23 protein-coding genes are annotated in these 20,767 nt (G+C 59.2%); 7 read left to right on the forward strand and 16 right to left on the reverse strand.

Annotated elements, in window-relative coordinates; genetic code table 11:
- Positions 1-113 precede the first annotated feature (113 nt).
- The 5 genes from BSF44_RS07660 to BSF44_RS07680 are packed head-to-tail and all read right to left on the reverse strand — an operon-like array spanning position 114 to position 4,013.
- Positions 114-749 (reverse strand): SCO family protein, encoded by a 636-nt coding sequence (locus BSF44_RS07660; RefSeq protein ID WP_095942982.1) that lies wholly within the window; start codon positions 747-749, stop codon positions 114-116.
- Positions 746-1,645: a heme o synthase gene (cyoE, locus tag BSF44_RS07665; RefSeq protein WP_095942983.1), complete on the reverse strand. Its 900-nt coding sequence runs from the start codon at positions 1,643-1,645 to the stop codon at positions 746-748. The genes BSF44_RS07660 and cyoE overlap by 4 nt, the downstream gene beginning before the upstream one ends.
- Positions 1,633-2,703 (reverse strand): heme A synthase, encoded by a 1,071-nt coding sequence (locus BSF44_RS07670; protein WP_095942984.1) that lies wholly within the window; start codon positions 2,701-2,703, stop codon positions 1,633-1,635. Before BSF44_RS07670 ends, cyoE begins: the two co-directional genes overlap by 13 nt.
- A 10-nt stretch (positions 2,704-2,713) precedes the next feature.
- A complete protein-coding gene (locus tag BSF44_RS07675; RefSeq protein WP_095942985.1) occupies positions 2,714-3,307 on the reverse strand; it encodes a hypothetical protein in 594 nt (197 codons plus the stop codon).
- Entirely contained in the window at positions 3,273-4,013 is a 741-nt protein-coding gene (locus BSF44_RS07680; protein ID WP_095942986.1) for an SURF1 family protein, read from the reverse strand. The genes BSF44_RS07675 and BSF44_RS07680 overlap by 35 nt, the downstream gene beginning before the upstream one ends.
- 71 nt (positions 4,014-4,084) lie before the next feature.
- On the opposite strand from BSF44_RS07680, the gene BSF44_RS07685 reads away from it, so the two are divergent.
- Positions 4,085-4,288: a twin transmembrane helix small protein gene (locus BSF44_RS07685; protein WP_095942987.1), complete on the forward strand. Its 204-nt coding sequence runs from the start codon at positions 4,085-4,087 to the stop codon at positions 4,286-4,288.
- Between the two features lie 11 nt (positions 4,289-4,299).
- Here BSF44_RS07685 and BSF44_RS07690 read toward each other — a convergent pair whose 3' ends face one another.
- The 4 genes from BSF44_RS07690 to coxB form a co-directional block, all read right to left on the reverse strand.
- Positions 4,300-5,187 carry a cytochrome c oxidase subunit 3 gene (locus tag BSF44_RS07690; protein WP_095942988.1) on the reverse strand — a complete coding sequence of 296 codons (888 nt, stop codon included), beginning with the start codon at positions 5,185-5,187 and terminating at the stop codon, positions 4,300-4,302.
- Between the two features lie 25 nt (positions 5,188-5,212).
- On the reverse strand, positions 5,213-5,764 hold the full coding sequence (locus BSF44_RS07695; RefSeq protein ID WP_056726726.1) for a cytochrome c oxidase assembly protein: 552 nt from the start codon (positions 5,762-5,764) through the stop codon (positions 5,213-5,215).
- Between the two features lie 126 nt (positions 5,765-5,890).
- The gene (gene ctaD / locus BSF44_RS07700; RefSeq protein WP_095942989.1) at positions 5,891-7,483 is read right to left on the reverse strand and encodes a cytochrome c oxidase subunit I; all 1,593 of its coding nucleotides are present in this window, start codon (positions 7,481-7,483) and stop codon (positions 5,891-5,893) included.
- 82 nt (positions 7,484-7,565) lie between these two features.
- The gene (gene coxB, locus BSF44_RS07705) at positions 7,566-8,693 is read right to left on the reverse strand and encodes a cytochrome c oxidase subunit II (protein ID WP_095942990.1); all 1,128 of its coding nucleotides are present in this window, start codon (positions 8,691-8,693) and stop codon (positions 7,566-7,568) included.
- 369 nt (positions 8,694-9,062) lie between these two features.
- Here coxB and BSF44_RS07710 point away from each other — a divergent pair, with 369 nt between their 5' ends.
- Entirely contained in the window at positions 9,063-9,713 is a 651-nt protein-coding gene (locus BSF44_RS07710) for a hypothetical protein (RefSeq protein ID WP_095942991.1), read from the forward strand.
- Between the two features lie 120 nt (positions 9,714-9,833).
- Here the strand turns inward: BSF44_RS07710 and BSF44_RS07715 are convergent, their stop codons facing one another.
- From BSF44_RS07715 to BSF44_RS07725, 3 genes are all read right to left on the reverse strand, one after another.
- Positions 9,834-11,360: a SulP family inorganic anion transporter gene (locus BSF44_RS07715; protein ID WP_095942992.1), complete on the reverse strand. Its 1,527-nt coding sequence runs from the start codon at positions 11,358-11,360 to the stop codon at positions 9,834-9,836.
- A 90-nt stretch (positions 11,361-11,450) separates the two neighbouring features.
- Positions 11,451-12,182 (reverse strand): carbonic anhydrase, encoded by a 732-nt coding sequence (locus BSF44_RS07720; protein WP_008045785.1) that lies wholly within the window; start codon positions 12,180-12,182, stop codon positions 11,451-11,453.
- 243 nt (positions 12,183-12,425) lie between these two features.
- Positions 12,426-13,484, reverse strand: a complete 1,059-nt coding sequence (locus BSF44_RS07725) for a PA0069 family radical SAM protein (RefSeq protein ID WP_095942993.1) — start codon at positions 13,482-13,484, stop codon at positions 12,426-12,428.
- 222 nt (positions 13,485-13,706) lie between these two features.
- On the opposite strand from BSF44_RS07725, the gene BSF44_RS07730 reads away from it, so the two are divergent.
- The 3 genes from BSF44_RS07730 (at position 13,707) to BSF44_RS07740 (ending at position 15,399) form a co-directional block, all read left to right on the forward strand.
- Positions 13,707-14,009, forward strand: a complete 303-nt coding sequence (locus BSF44_RS07730) for a hypothetical protein (protein WP_095942994.1) — start codon at positions 13,707-13,709, stop codon at positions 14,007-14,009.
- A gap of 87 nt (positions 14,010-14,096) precedes the next feature.
- Positions 14,097-14,645, forward strand: a complete 549-nt coding sequence (locus BSF44_RS07735) for a hypothetical protein (protein ID WP_095942995.1) — start codon at positions 14,097-14,099, stop codon at positions 14,643-14,645.
- Between the two features lie 109 nt (positions 14,646-14,754).
- Complete coding sequence (locus BSF44_RS07740) at positions 14,755-15,399, forward strand: dual specificity protein phosphatase family protein (protein ID WP_218194547.1); 645 nt, start codon at positions 14,755-14,757, stop codon at positions 15,397-15,399.
- 41 nt (positions 15,400-15,440) lie between these two features.
- On the opposite strand, the gene BSF44_RS07745 is transcribed toward BSF44_RS07740, so the two are convergent.
- Complete coding sequence (locus tag BSF44_RS07745) at positions 15,441-15,728, reverse strand: YheV family putative zinc ribbon protein (protein ID WP_008018424.1); 288 nt, start codon at positions 15,726-15,728, stop codon at positions 15,441-15,443.
- The gene (gene prlC, locus BSF44_RS07750; RefSeq protein ID WP_095942997.1) at positions 15,725-17,776 is read right to left on the reverse strand and encodes an oligopeptidase A; all 2,052 of its coding nucleotides are present in this window, start codon (positions 17,774-17,776) and stop codon (positions 15,725-15,727) included. Before prlC ends, BSF44_RS07745 begins: the two co-directional genes overlap by 4 nt.
- Positions 17,777-17,864: 88 nt before the next feature.
- Between prlC and BSF44_RS07755 the strand changes: the two genes are divergently transcribed.
- Positions 17,865-18,410 (forward strand): gamma carbonic anhydrase family protein, encoded by a 546-nt coding sequence (locus BSF44_RS07755; RefSeq protein WP_095942998.1) that lies wholly within the window; start codon positions 17,865-17,867, stop codon positions 18,408-18,410.
- A 26-nt stretch (positions 18,411-18,436) separates the two neighbouring features.
- The gene (locus tag BSF44_RS07760; RefSeq protein ID WP_095942999.1) at positions 18,437-19,087 is read left to right on the forward strand and encodes an HAD family hydrolase; all 651 of its coding nucleotides are present in this window, start codon (positions 18,437-18,439) and stop codon (positions 19,085-19,087) included.
- 121 nt (positions 19,088-19,208) lie between these two features.
- Here BSF44_RS07760 and BSF44_RS07765 read toward each other — a convergent pair whose 3' ends face one another.
- Positions 19,209-19,832: an ABC-type transport auxiliary lipoprotein family protein gene (locus BSF44_RS07765; RefSeq protein ID WP_095943000.1), complete on the reverse strand. Its 624-nt coding sequence runs from the start codon at positions 19,830-19,832 to the stop codon at positions 19,209-19,211.
- Positions 19,829-20,767 (reverse strand): MlaD family protein, encoded by a 939-nt coding sequence (locus tag BSF44_RS07770; RefSeq protein ID WP_095943001.1) that lies wholly within the window; start codon positions 20,765-20,767, stop codon positions 19,829-19,831. The genes BSF44_RS07765 and BSF44_RS07770 overlap by 4 nt, the downstream gene beginning before the upstream one ends.

The raw sequence follows: 20,767 nt of genomic DNA on the forward strand, positions 1-20,767 counted from the left end.
TGAAACACAGCCCCTTGTAGGAGCGAGCTTGCTCGCGAAGGTGTGTCAGCCACTGTGATGTCGACTGACACACCTTCGCGAGCAAGCTCGCTCCTACAGAGGGATTGCGGTGCTTAATTGCGCTTGAGCATCACCGGCAACTGCGCCACCAGCTTCGCATTGTTCAACGGCGCACGGATGAACCCGCGCTGGGTGCCGTCCGGCCCGATCACCGCGAGGTTGCCGCTGTGGTCAACGGTGTAGTTCGGCTTGCTGGTGTCCGCCGGAATGAATGGAATGCTCACCGCGTTGGCGATCGTTTGCAGCTCATCGGTCGACGCCGGGGTCAGGCCAACAAACTGCGGGTCGAAGTAGCCCAGGTACTGCTTGAGCTGCTTGGGTGTATCGCGATTGGGGTCGACGCTGACCAGCACGATTTGCAGTTTATCCACAGCCTCGGGCGGTAACTCGCTCTTGATCTGCCGCAACTGGGCGAGGGTGGTCGGGCAGATGTCCGGGCAGAAGGTGTAGCCGAAGAACAGCAGGCTCCACTTGCCTTTCAATTCATTGATCGCGACCGGCTGGCCGTCCTGATTGGTCATCGTCACGTCCGGCAGATTACGGCTCTGCGGCAGCAGGATGATACCGGCGTCGATCAGCGCCGTCGGATCGCCCTGGTTTTTCCCGGACAATACCTTGTTGACGGTCAGGCCCAGGATCAGTGCGACCAGGGCGACGAGTATGAAGACGGTTTTCTGGGTTCGAGTCATAGGTTCAACAGTAGGTAGTGGTCTACGAGCAGGGCGATAAACAGCAGGAACAAGTAGTAAATAGAGTACTTGAACGTGTTGATCGCCGCGTGCGGCCGAGTGCCACGGTACAGCACCACGGCCCATTGCAGAAACCGCGCGCCCAGCCCGAGCGCGCAGACCAGGTAGAGCGTGCCGCTCATGTGGATCACATAAGGCATCAGGCTGACGGCAAGCAATGCGAAGGTATATAGCAGGATGTGAATCTTGGTGTAGTGCTCGCCATGGGTGACCGGCAGCATCGGGATATCGGCCTTGGCGTATTCCTCCTTGCGATGGATCGCCAGCGCCCAGAAGTGCGGCGGGGTCCAGGCGAAGATGATCAGCACCAGCAACAGCGGTTCGGCGCTGACGTGACCGGTGGCGGCGGTCCAGCCAAGCAATGGCGGCGCGGCACCGGCCAGACCACCAATGACGATGTTCTGCGGGGTCGCGCGCTTGAGGAATCCGGTGTAGACCACCGCGTAGCCAAGCAACGAGGCGAGGGTCAGCCACGCTGTCAGCGGGTTGGTGAACGCCAGCAACATGGCTTGCCCGAGGACCGCCAATACCAGCGCGAACGTCAGCGCTGCGGTCGGCGAAACCCGGCCTTCGGCGAGCGGCCGTTTGCGGGTGCGCGCCATCACCGCGTCGATGCGCCGGTCCACCACATGATTGACCGCCGCTGCGCCACCGGCACACAGGGCGATGCCCAGATTGCCGAAAATCAGCACCGTCCACGGCACCCCGGCACGGGTCGCGAGGAACATCCCCACCAGTGAAGTGATGAGCATCAGCACCACGACTTTGGGTTTGGTCAGTTCCAGGTAGTCACGCCAGATCGCCTGACTGGGACGTTCGCCGATCAGAATCGCCATGGCATCTCTCCTTTTATTGTTATGGGCCCGGCTGAGTGTTTACGCGGGCTGAAGTGCCAGCGCGCTTGCTTGACCCGGACCAGACTGGTTCGGGCGTGGTAATTGACCAGCACCATGGTCAGCAACAGCGCCGCGCCGCCCGCGTTATGTGCGACAGCCACCGGCAGTGGCAGATGGAACAGCACGTTGCTGATGCCCAGGGTGATTTGTGCGCCGAGGGCGATCAGCACCAGGCCTGCCAGGCGCGTCATGCCGACGGCTTTCAGTTGCCATGCCAGACCGAGCAGCACCAAAGTCACCAACAGGGCGCCAATACGGTGAGTCAGGTGAATCGCAGTACGGGCGTCGCTGTCCAGTTGCCCGCCGAGGTAGTTCGGGCCGATGTGCTGGGTCAGGTGAAAGCCGTTGGCGAAGTCCGCCGGTGGCAACCACTGGCCGTGGCAGGTCGGGAAGTCGATACAGGCTACGGCGGCGTAATTGGAACTGACCCAGCCACCGAGGGCGATTTGCCCGATCACCAGCAGCAGCCCCGCCGTCGCCCAGTGTTGCAAACGTCGTGGCACGGTCAGCGCCGGCACTACGCCGGACAGGCGCAAGGTCAGCAGAAACAACAGGCTCAAGGTCGCGAAGCCGCCCAGCAAATGCCCGGTGACCACCTGCGGCCAGAGCTTTAGCGTTACCGTCCACATGCCGAACGCGGCCTGGCCAACAACCACCGCCAACAGAAACAACGGCAGCTTCACCGGCTGCCCGGGATGTCGGCGATGCACCCACGAACGACCGGCCAACACCGCGATCAATAGCCCCAAAGTGCCGGCGAAGTAGCGGTGGACCATCTCGTTCCAGCCCTTGTGGGCCTCGACCGGAGCGTCCGGGAAATGCAATTCGGCATGGGCCAGCTGAGCTTCGCTTTTCGGCACGCTGATGAAACCGTAGCAGCCGGGCCAGTCCGGGCAGCCGAGGCCGGCGTGGGTCAGGCGGGTGTAGGCACCGAGCAACACCACAATCAGTGCCAGTAAGGTGGCAAACAACGCGAGGCGAAATCCAGGCTTGGCCATGACGATGCCCTTATCCGATGTTCGACAGTTTCAACAGGTGGCGCAGATCGTTGAGCAGGTCCTTGCCCTTTACCGACGGGTCGTAGCGCAGCACCAGATTGCCGTGGGGATCGATGATCCACAGATGCGGCGCGTCATTGCTCTGGGCGGCTTTTGTGTAGGCAGGCAAGTCCAGTGAATAGCGTTGCAACTGCGGGTACTCGCGTTGAAGTTTAGTCTCGTAATCGCTGTTCAGCGTTTGCGCGGCGGCCAATGCATGGCTGGCGCGGGACGCATCGCGGCCCAGGCCGATCTGGATTTGCCGCGCCAGATACACCAGTTGCTGGCAGTCCACCGCGCAATCCTTGGGCGCGGTCACCAATATCTGCCAGCGATCTTCCCGGGCTTGCACGCCGATGTCCGCGCGGGTCTGGCCGTTGCCGATCAGTTCGCCGTGATAACTGCGGCCCTCGGGCACCCAGAAATTCAGCTTGTACATGCCGGTGGCGAGGATCATCGGACCGATCACCCCGAGCAGGATCAACAGCAGTTGCATACGGCCCTTGCGCCGGTTCACCGACGGTTTCGCCTCAGACATGCTGGGTGGATTCATGGCCGCTCCCATGGTGTTTCTCCTTTGCGTTGTACCAGCCGAGATAGAGATAAAGACCGAACAGGGCGATCGCCATGGCGAACCACTGCACGGCATAAGCGACGTGTTTTTCCGGGCCCGTGGCGACTACTGGCCAGTCAGCCTGATAGGTGACGGGGCCGGTTTCAGCACGTAGTTCGTAGGCAAAACCTTCGCGATTCAGGGCTGCCCAGAGCTTGTCTGGCTCAACGGCCGTAATCAGCTTCGGCCACGTCAACGTTGTGGGGTCAGCGTGCAATTGGAACGTCGCACCGGGGGAGACGTAGACCCACACGTCGAGGCTGACTGCTTCGGCAGGTGTCTTGAATTGCGGTGGTGTGCGGCGCTCCGGCCATGCCAGCCAACCGCGATTGACCAGCAACCAAAGCCCGGATGCCTGATCGTGAAAGGGTTGCAATAGCTCGACGCCGACCTTGCCGTTGCGTTGACTGTTATCCAGCAGCAGGCTGTGTTCAGCATCGAACTGGCCGTACAGGTGAACCCGACGGAAGGCCGGGTCTGTCGTGTGTTGCAGTTCGGTGCTGGCCATCGGCTCGGCGGCCCGGCGCTCGGCGTAGGTTTGCAGCAGCGCGCTTTTCTCCGCGCCCCGGCTCAACTGCCAGAACCCCAGGGACACCAGTAGCGGCAGCAACATCGCCACCACCAGCGTTGGCACGATACCCGGCCGAAAGCGCTTCATGGCATTGCCAGAAAGTCGGTCATCGCGATAGCTATACTCAAGTGCATCGCTTATCCCCCCGGAGTCTCACCATGCTCAAAGCAGCCATCGTCCTGATGCTGATTGCCACGGTTGTCAGCCTGTTCAGCGGCCTGTTTTTTCTGGTCAAGGACGACAGCCGCTCAAACCGCCTCGTCATTGCCTTGAGTGTGCGTGTCACTCTGGCCGCCATTACCCTCGGTCTGATCGCCTGGGGCTTTTTCAGCGGCCAGCTGGTTTCCAATGCCCCCTGGTAGCTGTAGCTGCCTTAGAGCACATAGACGAAAACAAACAGCCCGATCCACACCACATCCACGAAGTGCCAGTACCAGCTCGCCGCTTCGAAACCGAACTGGTGCTCGTTGTCGAAGTGCCCGCGCATGATCCGCACCAGCATCACGAACAGGATGATGGTGCCGATGGTGACGTGGGCGCCGTGGAACCCGGTGAGCATGAAGAAAGTTGCGCCGTAGATGCCCGAACCCAGGGTAAGGCCCAGTTCGTGGTAGGCGTGAATGTACTCTTCGGCCTGGAAGGTGAGGAACGCACAGCCGAGCAATACGGTGAGCAACAGCCAGAGTTTCAGTGCACCGCGATGGCCCTTTTTCAAGGCATGGTGGGCGATGGTCACAGTCACGCTGGAACTCACCAGCAACACGGTGTTGAGCAACGGCAGGCCCCAGGGGCTGATGACCTCCCTGGGCGGCGGAAACAGTTTCGAGTCGGGGTTACTCAGCAGCGGCCAGGTGAACTGGAAGTTCGGCCACAGCATGTGCGCCATGCCTTTGGCGCCTTCACCGCCGAGCGCCGGCCCGGAGATATGGCGGACATAAAACAGGGCGCCAAAAAAGGCGATGAAGAACATCACCTCCGAGAAAATGAACCAGCTCATGCCCCAGCGGAACGAGCGATCCATCTGTGCGCTGTACAAGCCACCGCGACTTTCCTTGATCACCGTGCCGAACCAGCCGAACAGCATGTAAGCCACCAACAGGCCACCGACGAAAAAGATCAGCGGCCCGTGGGATTCCGGACGCGCCGCTTTCAGATCGTTGAACCAGGTGGCCAGGCCAAACACTGTGACGAACATCCCGACAGTTGCGATGATCGGCCATTTGCTCTGGGCCGGGACGTAATAATGTTCATGAGTTGCCATTTATTGTTCTCCTTATCGGGCACGCTCAGCCGCCAGTGTTTACAGCTACCGGTGGATGTCGGGCGGTGATATCGAACAGCGTGTAGGACAGCGTCAGGTGCTTCACATCCTTGGGCATGTCACGGTCAACGATGAAACGTACCGGCATCTCGATCCGCTGACCGGGCTGCAGCACTTGCTGGGTAAAGCAGAAGCATTCGGTCTTGTGGAAGTACGCCGCCGCATTGCTGGGCGCAATGCTCGGCACGGCCTGGGCGCTCATCGGCTTATCGGTGGGGTTGTGGGCGATGAAGATCATCTCGTTCACAGCCCCCGGGTTCGCGGTCAATTCGTCATGTTTGGGGTAAAAGTCCCAAGGCATGTCAGCGGTGTTGGTCGACAGAAACTGCACACGCACCTGCCGCGAGGTGTCGACCGTTTGCTCACCTTCGTACTGCCCGCCGGTCTTGCCATTGATGCCGAAGGCCTTGCACATCACGTCGTAGATCGGCACCAGGGCAAAGCCGAACACAAACATTGCCACCACCACGGTCAGCAGGCGCGTGACCAGCTTCTTCATCGAAATTGAGTCAGCCATGACTTCCGCACAACCCTGTAGGAGCGAGCTTGCTCGCGAAAAACTTGAGAGCGCCGTTGTGTGTCAGGCTTCCAGCGTTATCGTTGACGGCCATCGCGAGCAAGCTCGCTCCTACAAGGCGCGCGTTCATTTCACTTCCGGCGGCGTGGTGAAGGTGTGATACGGCGCCGGTGACGGAATGCTCCACTCCAGGCCTTCAGCCCCATCCCATGGCTTGGCCGGTGCCGCCGGGCCGCCGCGAATGGTCTTGATCACGATGAACAGGAAGAAAATCTGCGTGGCGCCGAACATGAATGCGCCGATCGACGACACCATGTTGAAGTCGGCGAATTGCAGGTTGTAGTCCGGAATCCGTCGCGGCATGCCCGCCAGCCCCACGAAATGCATCGGGAAGAAGGCCAGGTTCATGCCGATGAACGACAACCAGAAATGCAACTTGCCGAGGGTTTCGTCGTACATGTGGCCGGTCCATTTCGGCATCCAGTAATAGGCCGAGGCGAAGATCCCGAAGATCGCCCCCGGCACCAGCACGTAATGGAAGTGCGCGACCACGAAGTAGGTGTCCTGGTACTGGAAGTCCGCCGGGGCAATGGCCAGCATCAACCCGGAGAAACCGCCGATGGAGAACAGGATCACGAACGCCACGGCAAACAGCATCGGCGTCTCGAACGTCAGCGAGCCCTGCCACATGGTGCTGGCCCAGTTGAACACCTTCACACCCGTCGGCACCGCAATCAGCAATGTGGCGTACATGAAGAACAGCTCACCCACCAGCGGAATGCCGACCACGAACATGTGGTGCGCCCAGACGATGAACGACAGGAACGCGATACTCGCCGTGGCGTAGACCATCGAGGTGTAGCCGAACAGTGGCTTGCGCGAAAAAGCCGGAATGATCGAGCTGACCGCACCGAACGCCGGCAGGATCATGATGTACACCTCGGGGTGACCGAAGAACCAGAACACATGCTGGAACAGCACCGGGTCTCCGCCACCGGCGGCACTGAAGAAACTGGTGCCGAAATGGATGTCCATCAGCATCATCGTCACGCAACCGGCCAGTACCGGCATCACCGCGATCAGCAGGAACGCGGTGATCAGCCAGGTCCAGACGAACAACGGCATTTTCATCAACGTCATGCCGGGGGCGCGCAGGTTGAGGATGGTGGCGATCACATTGATCGCGCCCATGATCGAACTGATCCCCATCAAGTGGATGGCGAAGATGAAGAAGGTCACGCTTTCCGGCGCGTAGGTCGTCGACAGCGGTGCGTAGAACGTCCAGCCGAAGTTCGGTCCGCCACCCGGAGTGAACAGGGTCGACACCAGCAGCAGGAACGCCGCCGGCAACAGCCAGAAGCTGAAGTTGTTCATGCGCGGCAGGGCCATGTCCGGCGCGCCGATCATCAGCGGGATCATCCAGTTGGCGAGACCGACGAAGGCCGGCATCACCGCACCGAAGACCATCACCAGACCGTGCATGGTGGTCATCTGGTTGAAGAACTCCGGCTGGACGATCTGCAGCCCAGGCTGGAACAGCTCGGCGCGAATAACCATCGCGAACGAACCGCCAAGCAGGAACATGGAGAACGCAAACCACAGGTACAGCGTACCGATGTCCTTGTGGTTGGTGGTCAGCACCCAGCGCATCAGGCCTTTAGCAGGGCCGTGGGCGTGGTCGGTGGCGGTATGAACATGTTCATCGATTACAGCAGTCATGTCCTGTCTCCTGCAAACAGATGGGCTGGGCAGGCCGGGGTGCTTAGCCCCGACCGGTTCCTTTCGTGCGCAATAGACCGGGTCATTTGCTTTCCGCCTGTTTCAGCTCCAGCACTTCTTTAGGCGTGACCATGTCGCCCTTGTTGTTGCCCCAGGCGTTACGTTCATAGGTCACGACCGCTGCGATATCGACTTCCGACAGTTGTTTGCCGAATGCGGCCATGGCGGTGCCAGGCTTGCCGTGGAAGACAATGCTCAGGTGAGCGTCTTTCGGCCCGGTGGCGATCTTCGAGCCCTTGAGCGCCGGGAACATCGGCGGCAGGCCCTGGCCTTCGGCCTGGTGACAGGCCACGCAGGTGGTGTGATAGACCTTGTCGCCGCGATCCTTGAGCTCGTCGAGGGTCCATTCCTTGCTGGTCAGCTCTTTGAGTTGCGCGGCCTCGGTCTTGCGCTCGGCCAGCCATTTTTCGTAATCGGCCTTTTCCTTGACCTCGACCACGGTCGGCATGAAGCCGTGATCCTTGCCGCACAACTCGGCACACTGGCCACGGTAGATGCCGGGCTTGTCGATGCGGGTCCAGGCTTCATTGACGAACCCGGGAATCGCGTCGCGCTTGACCGCAAAAGCCGGCACCCACCAGGAGTGGATCACGTCGGCGGAGGTCACCAGGAAGCGCACTTTGGCGCCGACCGGTAGCACCAATGGTTTGTCGACTTCGAGCAAGTAGTGCTCGCCCTTGGTTTCCTTGTTGTGGATTTGATCCTGAGGGGTGGTCAGGTTGCTGAAGAACTCGACGTCCTGGCCCAGGTATTTGTAGTGCCACTTCCACTGATAGCCGGTGATCTGGATATCGATTTCCGGCTCGCTGGCGTCGTACATCTTGATCAGGGTCGCGGTAGCGGGAATCGCCATGGCCACCAGGATCAGGAAGGGCACGATGGTCCAGAGGATTTCGACGGTGGTGCTTTCATGAAATTTGGCGGCCACCTGCCCGGTCGAGCGGCGGTGGAGAATCATCGACCAGAACATGGCACCAAATACGATGATGCCGATCACCACACAGATCCAGAAAATGATCATGTGCAGGTCGAATACTGCGTGACTGATTTCAGTCGCTCCAGGCGCCATATTCACAGTCCAGGCCGCTTGCGCCTGACTGAAAATCGACCACAACAGGAGGCCCATCCAGACATGTGGATGTCGCATCATTGCGGGTTCCCCTTATCGTTCTTGTTATCCCGCCGGCTTTCACCTGCGGCAAGGGAGCGGCTGCATCAGACTACGAACTTGAGCACCGGGCCTTGCTGCATATGCAGTCGGGCGTCATCAGCTAACTCCATTCCACCCCGAGTATAGACAGCGACTCTGACCTCGCAATGCGAAGGCGTAAATGATCTGAAACAGCATTGACTTGCGTTGCAGGGCACGAATGGAGAAGGATGCAGACGAGTGGTGGCAAATCGATATAACGGAGCCGTCTCAAGGATGAAATAATTATGACAAATGCGTCTTAGCATTTTTCGTAAGCCAGCTAAGTTATGTCTTCCCTATTTCATTGCCTTGTTTCCTGGAGTTTTCATGAACACCGCCGCATTGCGCGAGCAGATCCAAAAAGCCCAACAACACGAAGCCGAGACCGGTCTGCTGACGCGTCAGCTGGAAAGTAAACTGCCTCATCTGCACCCGGCGATCCAATTGCCGGAGGCCGATACCAACGGCGTACTGACGCGATTTGTCGCCGCCTACATCGAAGAAGTGCCCGATCTGCTGGATGCAGCCAATGAAGTCGCCAGGGAAGCGGGCATTGAGTCACAGATCAAACCGGTACTGAGTATCGCCGAGCAGTACTTCCTCCAGCCGCCAGCCATCATGGCCGGCCATGTCGGGCTCGACAGCCTGCTGGATGAAGCTTACCTGGCGCACCGGTTTGTCGAAGAGGTCAACGACCTGTACATCAAGCATTTCGGCCAGCCACTGATCCCCTTGGACATGACTGTCGCCAACCTGATTGCTCACCAATTGATCGGTGAGGAATTTGCCAACCAACTGGACGAAGTCGTACATCACGCGTTCGAGCAAATGTTGACCGAAGAGAGCTTTGCGCTAGAGTCGGTGGAAGCCTACCGCGACAAGCTCAGCAGCCCGGACACCGGCGCCGCGTGGAAACGCTGGCCGTGCATGTCCCGCCGCCTGGGCGTAGGCCTGGAACTGGATCAGCCGGCGGCTTGATCCACCGGTAAACACTGTCCTCCTGTAGGAGCGAGCCTGCTCGCGATGGGGTCATGACATTCAACATCAACGTTGACTGATCCGCCGCCATCGCGAGCAAGCTCGCTCCCACATTGGGCCTCAGCCAGCCGCACCAGTACCCGTGTTGGTACGAACCCTGCCTTCGAGCCTGCGCTTCAACCCCCGTGATTCAATCAACAGCTTCGACCCCTTGGCCGCGTTCGCCCGACCCCATTCCTCCAGCAGTTCCAGACACGAGTGATCGATATAGCTCAGGTTGTTGAGCGGCACATGCACCGTCGCGCCTGGTGGAATACTACTCAGCACCTGGGTCAGCGCTGGCACTTTGAGGAAGGTCGCCGCCCCCACCAGGCGCAATTCCATTTCACCGTCCTGAGGCAGGTCGATCAGGCTGATTTTCAACCGCGAAGCTTTCAGCGCCAGCTTCACCAGCGTCAGGCCGAAGCCAATCAACACGCCGGTCAGCAGGTCCGTGAAAACGATGGTGAGTGCGGTTGCCGCATAGGTGAACATCGGCGCCCGACCATACCGGCCCAAACCACGGAAGACCTTGAGATCCACCAGCTTGAAACCGGTGTACACCAGCACGCCCGCCAGGCTCGCCACCGGAATGCTTTGCAGCACGCTGGACAGCAACAGCACGAACGCCAACAACCACAGACCGTGGAAAATGGTCGAAAACCGCGTGGTTGCGCCGGCCTGAACATTCGCCGAACTGCGTACGATAACGCCGGTCATCGGCAGTGCCCCAAGCAGGCCACACAACATGTTGCCGATACCTTGCGCCGACAGTTCCCGGTCGAAGTCCGAGCGCTGACCACTGTGCATGCGATCAACCGCAGCGGCTGAGAGCAAGGTTTCGGCGCTGGCGATGAAGGCCACGGCAAACGCCGCGATCAGCAAGGTCGGATCAGCCAGGTTGAGCAGGTCCGCGGGCTTCAGCCAGTCTATGGCTTCCGTCAGATTGGCCGGTACCTCAACCCGTTTGACCTGCAACGCCAGCACCAGGCTGGCAACCGTGGCCAGGCCGACGCCCAGTAGCGCGCCAGGAATGAAGCGCAGGGATTGCGGACGGAGTTTCTCCCAAAGCCACATGGCGGCAATCGTCGACAAACCGAGCAACCCGGCTTGCCAGCCAAACGTGGGCAACGCCTGAGCCAGCGCTGTCGGGAAGGCCGCCAGGTTATCCAGGCCCGAGGGTTTGGGCACGGCATCCAGCATCACATGCACCTGAGACAGGATGATCAGCACGCCAATCCCGGCAAGCATGCCGTACACCACCGCAGGTGCCGTCACCCGAAACCAGCAGCCCAGCTTCAAACGGCCAGCCACCAATTGCAGCAAACCCGCCAGCAACAGAATGGGCCCAAGCATGGCGATACCGTGCTGGCGGACCAGTTCGAATACCAGAACGGCCAGGCCCGCCGCCGGGCCGCTGACTTGCAGCGGCGAGCCGGCCAACCAGCCGACCACCAGACCACCGATGATGCCGGTGATCAGGCCTTTGGCCGGCGGCAGCCCCGAGGCAATCGCGATGCCCATGCACAGGGGCAGGGCGACCAGAAACACAACCACCGAAGCCAGCAGCTCCCGTGGCAGAACAGCTTTGAGTCGAGCAGCACGCATGGTGAATCTCCCGAAGTTTTCTTCAGGCATGGCAAAGCCAGGCTGCCTGAACGGCAGCCTCGGCTGAACCACACAACGATTTAGGAGGGTTTAGAAGCGCGCTTTGGGCGTCGCCACGGGAATCGGCAGGCTGCCATTGAGCGGCAGGAAACAACCTTGATCGGCGTCATACGCTTTGATTTCGCTGGTTTCGATGTTGTAGACCCAGCCGTGAATAAATAACTGACCGTTAGCCATGCGCGAGGCCACCGACGGATGGGTGCGCAGATGTTGCAATTGAGCGATCACATTCTCTTCGGTGAGGATGTGCATGCTTTCGCTTTCGCTAGAGCAGTTGCAGTTCTCCTGCACCATGGTTTTGGCCACTTCAGCATGACGCAACCAGGCCTTGACCGTGGGCATTTTTTCCAGACTGTCCGGGTTAAGCACAGCGCGCATGGCGCCGCAGTCGGAATGCCCGCAAATGATGATGTGGTGTACCCCCAGAGCCAGTACGGCGTACTCGATGGCCGTGGAAACACCCCCGTTCATTTGCCCGTAAGGCGGCACGACGTTGCCAACGTTACGGGTCACGAACAGGTCGCCGGGGGAGCTCTGGGTAATCAACTCGGGAACGATGCGCGAATCGGCGCAGGCGATGAACATCGCTCGTGGCCGCTGGGCCGTGGCGAGTTTCTTGAAGAGCTCTTCCTGCTGAGGAAAGATCTCATGATGAAAATGCAAAAAGCCGTCAACGATGTGCTGCAACGCTGCATCGGCGGTTTCGGCCTCGGGTTGGGCTGAAGCCGACGCAGCCAACGGCTGTTTATCCTTGTCACTCATCAATTCATCCTCATTGGCGGGCTCAGGGAGTCATCCCGTGTGGTCCGGTGTGAAGCCAGTGGCTGGTGAAAAAACATCCAGGCCAAACATCTCGACCCATCAGTCACTCGATGAACAAGGTAGCGGCCGAATCTTAATTGAAACTGAATAAACCGCTCTAGAATGCGTGTTCCAGGTCACAAAAAACGTGACCCGCCTAAGGCTCGAGCGTGATCTTCAGTACCAACCATAGGCCAATTGTCCTCAAATCAACGACATTTGGCGACCCGGCGGACAAAAGGCATTGCAGTCCAGGTCAAAGCCTTCCCGGTGATTGAGCCCCAGGCGCTTGATGGTTTTGGCAAAGCGCTGTGCCAGCAGGTCGGCGAAGGGGCCTTCACCGCGCATACGAGCACCAAAGCGGCTGTCGTAGAGTTCACCGCCACGACTCTGGCGAATCAGGCTGAGCACATGCGCCGCCCGTTGTGGATAGTGGGCGCCCAGCCATTCTTCGAACAGCGGCGCCACCTCCAACGGCAGGCGCAACATCATGTAAGCAGCACTTTGCGCCCCTGCCGCCCAGGCTTCGGTGAGCAGGCTTTCGAGCTCGCTGTCGTTGATCATCGGAATCATCGGTGAACAAAGCACGCCCACCGGAATGCCCGCCTCGCGCATGACCCTGATCGCCCGCAACCGGGCCTTGGGCGCTGCGGCCCGGGGTTCAAGGATGCGCTTGAGCTCGTCGTCCAGTGTGGTCAGGCTGATCATTACCGCCACCAGTCTTTGGCTGGCAAGCTCGGTCAACAGGTCCAGGTCGCGAAGGATCAGCGAGCCCTTGGTGACGATGGTCACGGGGTGTCGGTAACGCAGGAGTACTTCAAGGGTTTGCCGGGTGACCTTATATTCGCGCTCGATCGGCTGATAGGGATCGGTGTTGGAGCCGAGGTTGATCGGCGCACATTGATACCCACGTTTTGAGAGTTGTTCCTCCAGCACCTGCGCGGCGTTGGTCTTGGCGATGAGTCTGGTTTCGAAATCCAGCCCAGGCGACATGTCCCAATAGGCATGGCTTGGTCTCGCGTAGCAGTAGATGCAGCCATGCTCGCAGCCGCGATAGGGATTGATCGATCGGTCGAAGGGCAAGTCCGGCGACGTGTTGCGGGTAATGATGGTTTTCGCCGTTTCAATGCTCACCTCGGTGCCCTGGGTAAGCGGTACTTCCTGATACCAACCGTCGTCCTCAACCACCGAATGGCGGGGGGCAAAGCGGTTATGCGGGTTGGTTGCGGTGCCGCGGCCGCGGGGAGGCAGAGAGCTAACCATCGGCGGACTCCTTGATCTGTATATTCATACAGTATACGACCAGCGGCGAATCGACCAGTACCGCTCAGCCATTCATCTGGTGACAAGGCGTCATGAGTTACTTGTTCATCAAAGATGGGAAAACTGAGGAAACATATAGTCAGTGGTTAGATCCAATCCCCCCCCGTATATTCAGCCAGACAAGCAACACCCTCAACAGTCATCAAATAAAAGGATTTATTAATGTCTTTCTTTAATCAGCGCGGCATCTTTCTGCAACTCATGCAACCGAGTCCTTCGGAGCCCAACACACTGGTTTCGCTGCAACTGGCGCGAAAAGAGTTAAGTTGGGATGCGGCAAATAATGTTCAAATTGAAAGCCTGGTCGATTCGGAGTTTTACACTGCTGTTTCCACGGACCGTGGTAACTCGTTCAGCATCAGGGCCGTTGGCAAGGATGTCGATCTCGACGGAAAGATCGGTGCCGAGGACAAAGCCAAGTTACAGGCGCTGGCAAAGGCTTATGCCAGTATCGTCAATCCCTGAGCCCTGACTTTCCAATCACTGGAAAAGCATGATTGCCGAATGCATGCGGGCTCCCGCGTGCATTCCAGACAGCCACGAGAATCAAAAATGTCCAAGCCCATAAAAACCGGTGCTTATCTACAAAAAATAAAAACGCCAGAAAATGTGCAGATAGTTATCAAGCCAATAAGGGCAGACGAGCATCCAAATAAAACAATGGAGCAGTTCGCTGATGTTCTCGCAAGCGCTCCCTCCGTGACACTCCATATAAAAAACGATAGCAAGACTTCAAAGCTCGATTTTGATCCATGGTCCGATGTCAATGTCATTCCAGGCAATAGCATCGACAAAAAGGACATTGCCGCACTTACACAACTTGCACTCGATTTTTATCATCAACAAATAATTGCTCCAGAGGGCATAGCGTACCTTTATTGTCTTCCCGCTAAACCACCCGAGCTTCGAGTAGAAGTTGAGATTTTTGACATTGATGAAGATGATCATCAACTGTATAGCCGCGTAGTGTTCGAGACCAAGTCAGCGGATGCCGGCTTGTCTTTTGAAGGTTGGGAGCGCAACCCTCTCACTGGACAAGTGTTTGACTATGGGGTCGAACTGAACGAGATGCTCAAATCATTCATCAAACTGAAACTATAACCTGAGCGTGGACTTCACGATTCTTTGACAGTCAGCTCACAGGCCTTTGACCGTGCATGGCTGATCCTTGCCACCCTCTTCCCGTCCCTTTCTGAACGGTCGCTCAAGCATGCCTTTTCCACGTTTTTTATCTGCAATATGCCTGTCGCTGGTTGCACTCGTTAACCTGACACCGGCACTTGCTGACGACGGTGTGATGCAGCGTCCGGCAGACTGGGCTCAACCGGTCCAGAAGCAATACAACCTCTTCCAGATGTCGCCGACGCTCTATCGCAGTGCCTTGCCGGACAAGGGCGCGGTGCCGCTGCTGGAGAAACTCAAGGTGGGCACAGTGATCAACTTCCTGCCCGAAACAGACTCCAGTTGGTTGTCCACGCCAGGCATCACGCAAGTACAACTGCCTTATCGCACCAACCATGTCGATGACGCCGATGTGCTCAAGGCCTTGCGCGCCATTCAGTCTGCTGAAGCCAAAGGCCCGGTGCTGATGCACTGCAAACACGGTTCCGACCGTACCGGCCTGATGGCAGCCATGTACCGGGTTGTCATCCAGGGCTGGACCAAGGAGGAGGCCCTGAACGAAATGACCCAGGGCGGCTTTGGTGACAGCACCCACTTCAAGGACGGCATTCGCTACATGATGCAGGCCGACGTGGAAAAACTGCGCACCGCCTTGGCCAATGGCGATTGCAGCACCAGCCCGTTCGCCGCGTGTTCAATGAAGAGCTGGTTCAAGTCCGCTCATATCGAATAAAGAAAGCCCCCGTTGCATTGCGCAACGGGGGCTTTTTTCACTCAGTGTTGTTCGTCAGGCTTTTTCTTCAGTTTCGGATTCGGGAAAAACTGGACCGCCTGAACCTTGGTGTCGGCAGGTTTGAGTGCGCTGGTGTTAACCCGCGTACCCAACTCCTTGGGCACCGACAGCCCTTGCTCATTGAGTGTGTCGGAGTAACCGCAGGCCACGCACTCTCGGTGCGGGACCTGATCTTCGTTCCACATCATCAACTTGTCCGGCTCGCTGCATGCAGGGCAGACCGCCCCGGCGATAAAGCGTTTTTTCGTAATCACAGGCCCCTCACTCATGCTGCCGCGTCCTCACTCAGGCCGCTGTGGCGCAAGAGTGCGTCAATTGATGGCTCACGACCACGGAAGTCGACGAACAGCACCATCGGCTCCTGGGAGCCGCCACGGGCCAGGATTGCTTCGCGGAACGCACGACCGGTGTCGGCGTTGAGCACGCCTTCTTCTTCGAACTTCGAGAACGCATCGGCGGACAACACTTCAGCCCATTTGTAGCTGTAGTAACCCGCGGCGTAACCGCCAGCGAAGATGTGCGCAAAGCTGTTGGGGAAACGGTTGTAGGCGGGTGGACGCATCACCGAAACCTCGTCGCGCACGCCTTCGAGCACTTGCAGCACGCTGCGGCCGTCGCCGTGGGTGGCGTGCAGTTCGAAGTCGAACAGCGAGAACTCCAGTTGGCGAACCATCATCAGGCCGGACTGGAAGTTTTTCGCCGCAAGCATTTTCCCAAGCAGGTCCTGCGGCAGCGGTTCTCCGGATTCATAGTGACCGGAAATCAGCGCCAGGCCTTCAGGCTCCCAGCACCAGTTCTCCATGAACTGGCTCGGCAGCTCGACCGCATCCCAGGCCACGCCGTTGATGCCGGACGCGCCAGCATGCTCGACGCGGGTCAGCAGGTGATGCAGGCCGTGACCGAACTCGTGGAACAGGGTGGTGACTTCGTCGTGAGTCAGCAGCGCAGGCTTGCCGCTGTCGGCCGGGGTGAAATTGCACACCAGGTTGGCCACCGGGCTTTGCAATACACCACCAGCGGTGCGACGACGGTCGCGTGCGCCGTCCATCCACGCACCGCCACGCTTGTTGGCGCGGGCGTAGAGGTCAAAGAAGAAGCGGCCGACGTGCTGGCCGTTTTCCTTGATCTCGAACAGGCGGACATCCGGGTGCCAGGTGTCGAAACCTTTCTGCTCGGCAATCTCGATGCCGTACAGACGCTGGACGATGGCGAACAGGCCGCTGAGCACCTTGTCGATCGGGAAGTAGGCGCGCAGGGCTTCCTGGGCCACGCTGTAGCGCTGTTCACGGAGTTTTTCGCCGTAGAAACCGCTGTCCCAGCTTTGCAGATCCGGGCAACCCTGTTCGGCGGCATAAGCCTTGAGCTGTTCCAGATCCTGGACGGCGAACGGCTTGCTGCGCTTGGCCAGGTCGCGCAGGAAGCTCAGCACCTGATCGCTGGACTCGGCCATTTTGGTCGCCAGGCTCAGCTCGGAAAAACTGCTGAAACCCAGCAACTTGGCCAGTTCCTGACGCAGGTCGAGGATTTCTTCCATGACCGGGCCATTGTCGTTCTGGCCGGCATTCGGCCCCTGGTCCGACGCGCGGGTGCAGTAGGCGGCGTAGACTTCTTCACGCAGTGCACGGTCCTGGGCGTAGGTCATCACCGCGTAATAGCTCGGAAATTCCAGGGTGATCAGCCAGCCGTCCAGATCCTTGGCCTGGGCCGCGGCGGCCATTTGCGCCTTGGCCGAGTCGGTCAGGCCGGCGAGGGCGGCTTCATCGGTGATGTGCTTGGTCCACGCCTGAGTGGCATCGAGCAGCTGGTTGGAGAAACGGCTGCCCAGTTCGGACAGCTTGCTCTGCACTTCGGCGTAACGCTTCTGTTCGGCTTCCGGCAGGTCGATACCCGACAGACGGAAGTCACGCAGGGAGTGTTCCAGGATAGTTTTCTGCGCCACGTCGAAACCAGCGGCTTCCGGGCTGCAGGCCAGGGCTTCGAAAGCCTGGAACAGTTCGCGGTTCTGGCCCAATTCGGTGGAGTAGGCGCTCAAGGCTGGCAGGCAAGACTCGTAGGCTTCACGCAGTTCAGCGCTGTTGCACACGGCATTGAGATGGCTGACCGGGCTCCAGGCAGCGCCCAGGCGGTCGTTGAGCTCGTCCATCGCCAGCACCAGGCCAGCCCACGTTGGCTGTTTGACCTGGGTCTTGAGGATCTCGGCGATAGCGGCACGGTTGTCAGCCAGGATCTGTTCAATGGCCGGTTGTACGTGTTCGGCGCGGATGGCGGAGAACGGCGGCAGGTCATAGGACTGCAAAAGAGGGTTGTTCACGCTCACGGTTGATACCTTGGCTGGAGAAACATGCAGCCATCTTAATTACAATCGACGTTCACCGCAGCTATCAGCAACAGAGAGAAACCCTATCGTGAACCTTCGCAAGTATCAAAACCACACGCCGCTGCTGGGTAAGGGCGCTTTTGTCGACGGCTCGGCAGTGGTGATCGGCGACGTTGAAATTGGCGAAGACAGCTCGGTCTGGCCGCTGACAGTGATCCGCGGCGACATGCACCGCATCCGCATTGGCGCGCGCACCAGCGTGCAGGATGGCTGCGTGTTGCACATCACCCACGCCGGGCCGTTCAACCCGGACGGCTATCCGTTGCTGATCGGCGATGATGTGACCATCGCCCACAAGGTCATGCTGCATGGTTGTTCGGTAGGCAACCGGGTATTGATCGGCATGGGCAGCATCGTCATGGACGGCGCGGTGGTCGACGATGATGTGATCATCGGTGCCGGCAGCCTGGTGCCGCCGGGCAAGCATCTGCAAAGCGGCTTCCTGTATGTGGGCAGCCCGGTGAAGCAGATCCGCCCGCTGACTGACAAAGAGCGCGCCTTTTTCACCTACAGCGCGGCGAACTACGTGAAGCTCAAGGACCTGCATCTGGCCGAAGGCTACGACCAGCTTTGACCCGGCCCCCTTATTCAGGATTCGACATGCATTACCAAACCGTTTTGTTCGACCTCGATGGCACCCTGACCGACCCGCGCGAGGGCATCACCCGTTCGATCCAGTTCGCCTTGGGCAAACTGGGTATCGATGAACCGGACCTGACCAAGCTCGAACACTTCATCGGCCCACCGCTGCTGCAGGCGTTCATGCAGTTCTATGGCTTCGATGAAGCCAGGGCCTGGGAGGCGGTGAACTTCTACCGCGAGCGCTTCAAGGTCACCGGCCTCTACGAAAACCGTGTGTTCGATGGCGTCACGCCGCTGCTGGAAACACTGAGCGAACAAGGTCGGCAGCTGTACATCGCCACTTCGAAACCGTGGGTGTTCGCCCGGGAAATCGCCCGGCATTTCGACTTTGCCAAACACTTCAAAGTGATTTACGGCAGCGAACTGGATGGAACCCGAACCAACAAGGTCGAGCTGATCGCTCACCTGATTGCGGAAGAAAACCTGGACCCGGCCAACATCTTGATGATCGGCGACCGCAAGCACGACCTGATCGGCGCGCGTAGCAATGGCCTGGACGCGGCGGCAGTGGGTTACGGGTTCGGCAGCCATGAAGAGTTGAGTGCCGAAGCGCCGGCGTATCATTTTGAAACGCTGGCTGAGCTGCATCAGGCGTTTTTGCAGAGCTGATACAGCTTTACCCCTGTGGGAGCGAGCCTGCTCGCGAAGGCGGCTGCACATTCAAAATCAATGTGTCTGACATACCGCTATCGCGAGCAGGCTCGCTCCCACAGGTGGACTGCGTAAGTATTCAAGGTCTCGGTGGCGGCGCCAATTTCTGCCCTTGCTCAACCGCCCAGTTCACCACCTGCGTGGTCAACTGATCGTTCGCCTGACCGAACCCGACCACCACCGCCGGAACCTGCACATCGCTCAAAGGCTGGCGCACTTCAAAACGGCGGCTGGCAAGGATGCGCTGGTCATAACTGCGCACCAGCAATGCATCCAGACGCACGACCGCGCTGGCGTTCTTACCCTGATATTCAGTCTGGAACGCCAGCAGGCTGCCACCCAATTCAAGATCGGTCTGGAAAATGCTGTCATCGGTGCTCAGCAACGGCACCCGTCCGTCATGCTGGAAACCTTCCAGCAGGCGATTGCGCATTAGCACCGGCGCCGGGTCGCTCCAGCGTGAACCCTTGTAGTGGCTGATCACATCGCCCTGGGGAATCACTGCGATGTTCGGACTGTTCAACGCTTCGCTGGACTGGAATGTGCTCAGGCGCAGCGACCAGCGCTGTGGCGTGCCATGGTTGGCCGATGCGCTCTGGGCCGACGGCAATCGATAGACCTCGAAGGGCTCGGGCTTGGGCAGGATCGAGCACGAACTGATCAGCGTGAAGCCAGCGAGGAGGGCAATCCGAATCAGCTTCATGGCGTGAACTCCTTCGTCTTGTCACTGCCCAGCAGGTAACCACTGGGGTTGGCTTCCAGGCGTGTGGTAATGGTACGCAACGAACTCAAGGTTTCGCGCATCTCGTGCACGGCCGGGCCCAGGCCATTGAGGCCTTGCATGCCGCTGTTGAGCGAGTCCTGATTGGCGGTGATCAGTTTGTTGAGGGTGGCACTGCTCTCCTGCAGCGACTTCATCGCCTGCTCGGCGCTGCCCAGCGCTTCCTTGCCATGCTCGTTGAGCAGCCCGTTGGCATTGCTCATCAGCGCCGTGGTCTGCTCCAGCATGGTGTTGGCCTGCTTGCCCACCGAGGCCAGTTGCTGCATGGCCTGGCGGATATCGCCGCGCTGCTCGGCAATGGTCCCGGTGGTTTGTTCCAGATGCTCCAGGGTATTGCTGATGCGCTCGATGTTTTCCGTGGAGAACATCAGGTTGGCGTTATGCATCAGCGTGGTCACCCCGGCCATCAGGTCTTCGCTGTCATTGAGCAGTCGGGCAATGGGCGAGGGCGAGGCGACTATGGTCGGCAGGTTGCCGTCCTTGCCCTTGAGCGTCGGGCTCTGTGGTGTGCCGCCACTGAGCTGGATGATCGAAGTCCCGGTGACCCCGGTCAGGGCCAACTTGGCATTGGTGTCTTCCTTGACCGGCGTATCGCCGGCCAGGCGAATTCGCGCCAGCACCCGGCGCGGGTCTTTCGGGTCCAGGCGCAGCGAGATCACGTCGCCGACCTTGATCCCGCTGTACTGCACCGAACTGCCCTTGGACAATCCGCTGACCGCCTCGTTGAACACGACCTCGTAGTCCTTGAACTCGGTGTCGACACTGGACTTGGCCAGCCACAGGCCGAACAGCAGCGCGGCCGTCACCACAATCACGGTGAACAGGCCGATCAATACATGATGGGCTCGGGTTTCCAT

Origin of the sequence: Pseudomonas sp. ACN8 (assembly GCF_002303925.1) — a bacterium.
Classification (GTDB): Bacteria; Pseudomonadota; Gammaproteobacteria; order Pseudomonadales; family Pseudomonadaceae; genus Aquipseudomonas.

Excerpts from the sequence above, each read along its gene's own strand:
- BSF44_RS07660 (WP_095942982.1), bottom strand. The coding sequence starts at position 749 with ATGACTCGAACCCAGAAAACCGTCTTCATACTCGTCGCCCTGGTCGCA.
- cyoE (WP_095942983.1), bottom strand. The coding sequence starts at position 1,645 with ATGGCGATTCTGATCGGCGAACGTCCCAGTCAGGCGATCTGGCGTGAC.
- BSF44_RS07670 (WP_095942984.1), bottom strand. The coding sequence starts at position 2,703 with ATGGCCAAGCCTGGATTTCGCCTCGCGTTGTTTGCCACCTTACTGGCA.
- BSF44_RS07675 (WP_095942985.1), bottom strand. The coding sequence starts at position 3,307 with ATGGGAGCGGCCATGAATCCACCCAGCATGTCTGAGGCGAAACCGTCG.
- BSF44_RS07680 (WP_095942986.1), bottom strand. The coding sequence starts at position 4,013 with ATGAAGCGCTTTCGGCCGGGTATCGTGCCAACGCTGGTGGTGGCGATG.
- BSF44_RS07685 (WP_095942987.1), top strand. The coding sequence starts at position 4,085 with ATGCTCAAAGCAGCCATCGTCCTGATGCTGATTGCCACGGTTGTCAGC.
- BSF44_RS07690 (WP_095942988.1), bottom strand. The coding sequence starts at position 5,187 with ATGGCAACTCATGAACATTATTACGTCCCGGCCCAGAGCAAATGGCCG.
- BSF44_RS07695 (WP_056726726.1), bottom strand. The coding sequence starts at position 5,764 with ATGGCTGACTCAATTTCGATGAAGAAGCTGGTCACGCGCCTGCTGACC.
- ctaD (WP_095942989.1), bottom strand. The coding sequence starts at position 7,483 with ATGACTGCTGTAATCGATGAACATGTTCATACCGCCACCGACCACGCC.
- coxB (WP_095942990.1), bottom strand. The coding sequence starts at position 8,693 with ATGATGCGACATCCACATGTCTGGATGGGCCTCCTGTTGTGGTCGATT.
- BSF44_RS07710 (WP_095942991.1), top strand. The coding sequence starts at position 9,063 with ATGAACACCGCCGCATTGCGCGAGCAGATCCAAAAAGCCCAACAACAC.
- BSF44_RS07715 (WP_095942992.1), bottom strand. The coding sequence starts at position 11,360 with ATGCGTGCTGCTCGACTCAAAGCTGTTCTGCCACGGGAGCTGCTGGCT.
- BSF44_RS07720 (WP_008045785.1), bottom strand. The coding sequence starts at position 12,182 with ATGAGTGACAAGGATAAACAGCCGTTGGCTGCGTCGGCTTCAGCCCAA.
- BSF44_RS07725 (WP_095942993.1), bottom strand. The coding sequence starts at position 13,484 with ATGGTTAGCTCTCTGCCTCCCCGCGGCCGCGGCACCGCAACCAACCCG.
- BSF44_RS07730 (WP_095942994.1), top strand. The coding sequence starts at position 13,707 with ATGTCTTTCTTTAATCAGCGCGGCATCTTTCTGCAACTCATGCAACCG.
- BSF44_RS07735 (WP_095942995.1), top strand. The coding sequence starts at position 14,097 with ATGTCCAAGCCCATAAAAACCGGTGCTTATCTACAAAAAATAAAAACG.
- BSF44_RS07740 (WP_218194547.1), top strand. The coding sequence starts at position 14,755 with ATGCCTTTTCCACGTTTTTTATCTGCAATATGCCTGTCGCTGGTTGCA.
- BSF44_RS07745 (WP_008018424.1), bottom strand. The coding sequence starts at position 15,728 with ATGAGTGAGGGGCCTGTGATTACGAAAAAACGCTTTATCGCCGGGGCG.
- BSF44_RS07760 (WP_095942999.1), top strand. The coding sequence starts at position 18,437 with ATGCATTACCAAACCGTTTTGTTCGACCTCGATGGCACCCTGACCGAC.
- BSF44_RS07765 (WP_095943000.1), bottom strand. The coding sequence starts at position 19,832 with ATGAAGCTGATTCGGATTGCCCTCCTCGCTGGCTTCACGCTGATCAGT.
- BSF44_RS07770 (WP_095943001.1), bottom strand. The coding sequence starts at position 20,767 with ATGGAAACCCGAGCCCATCATGTATTGATCGGCCTGTTCACCGTGATT.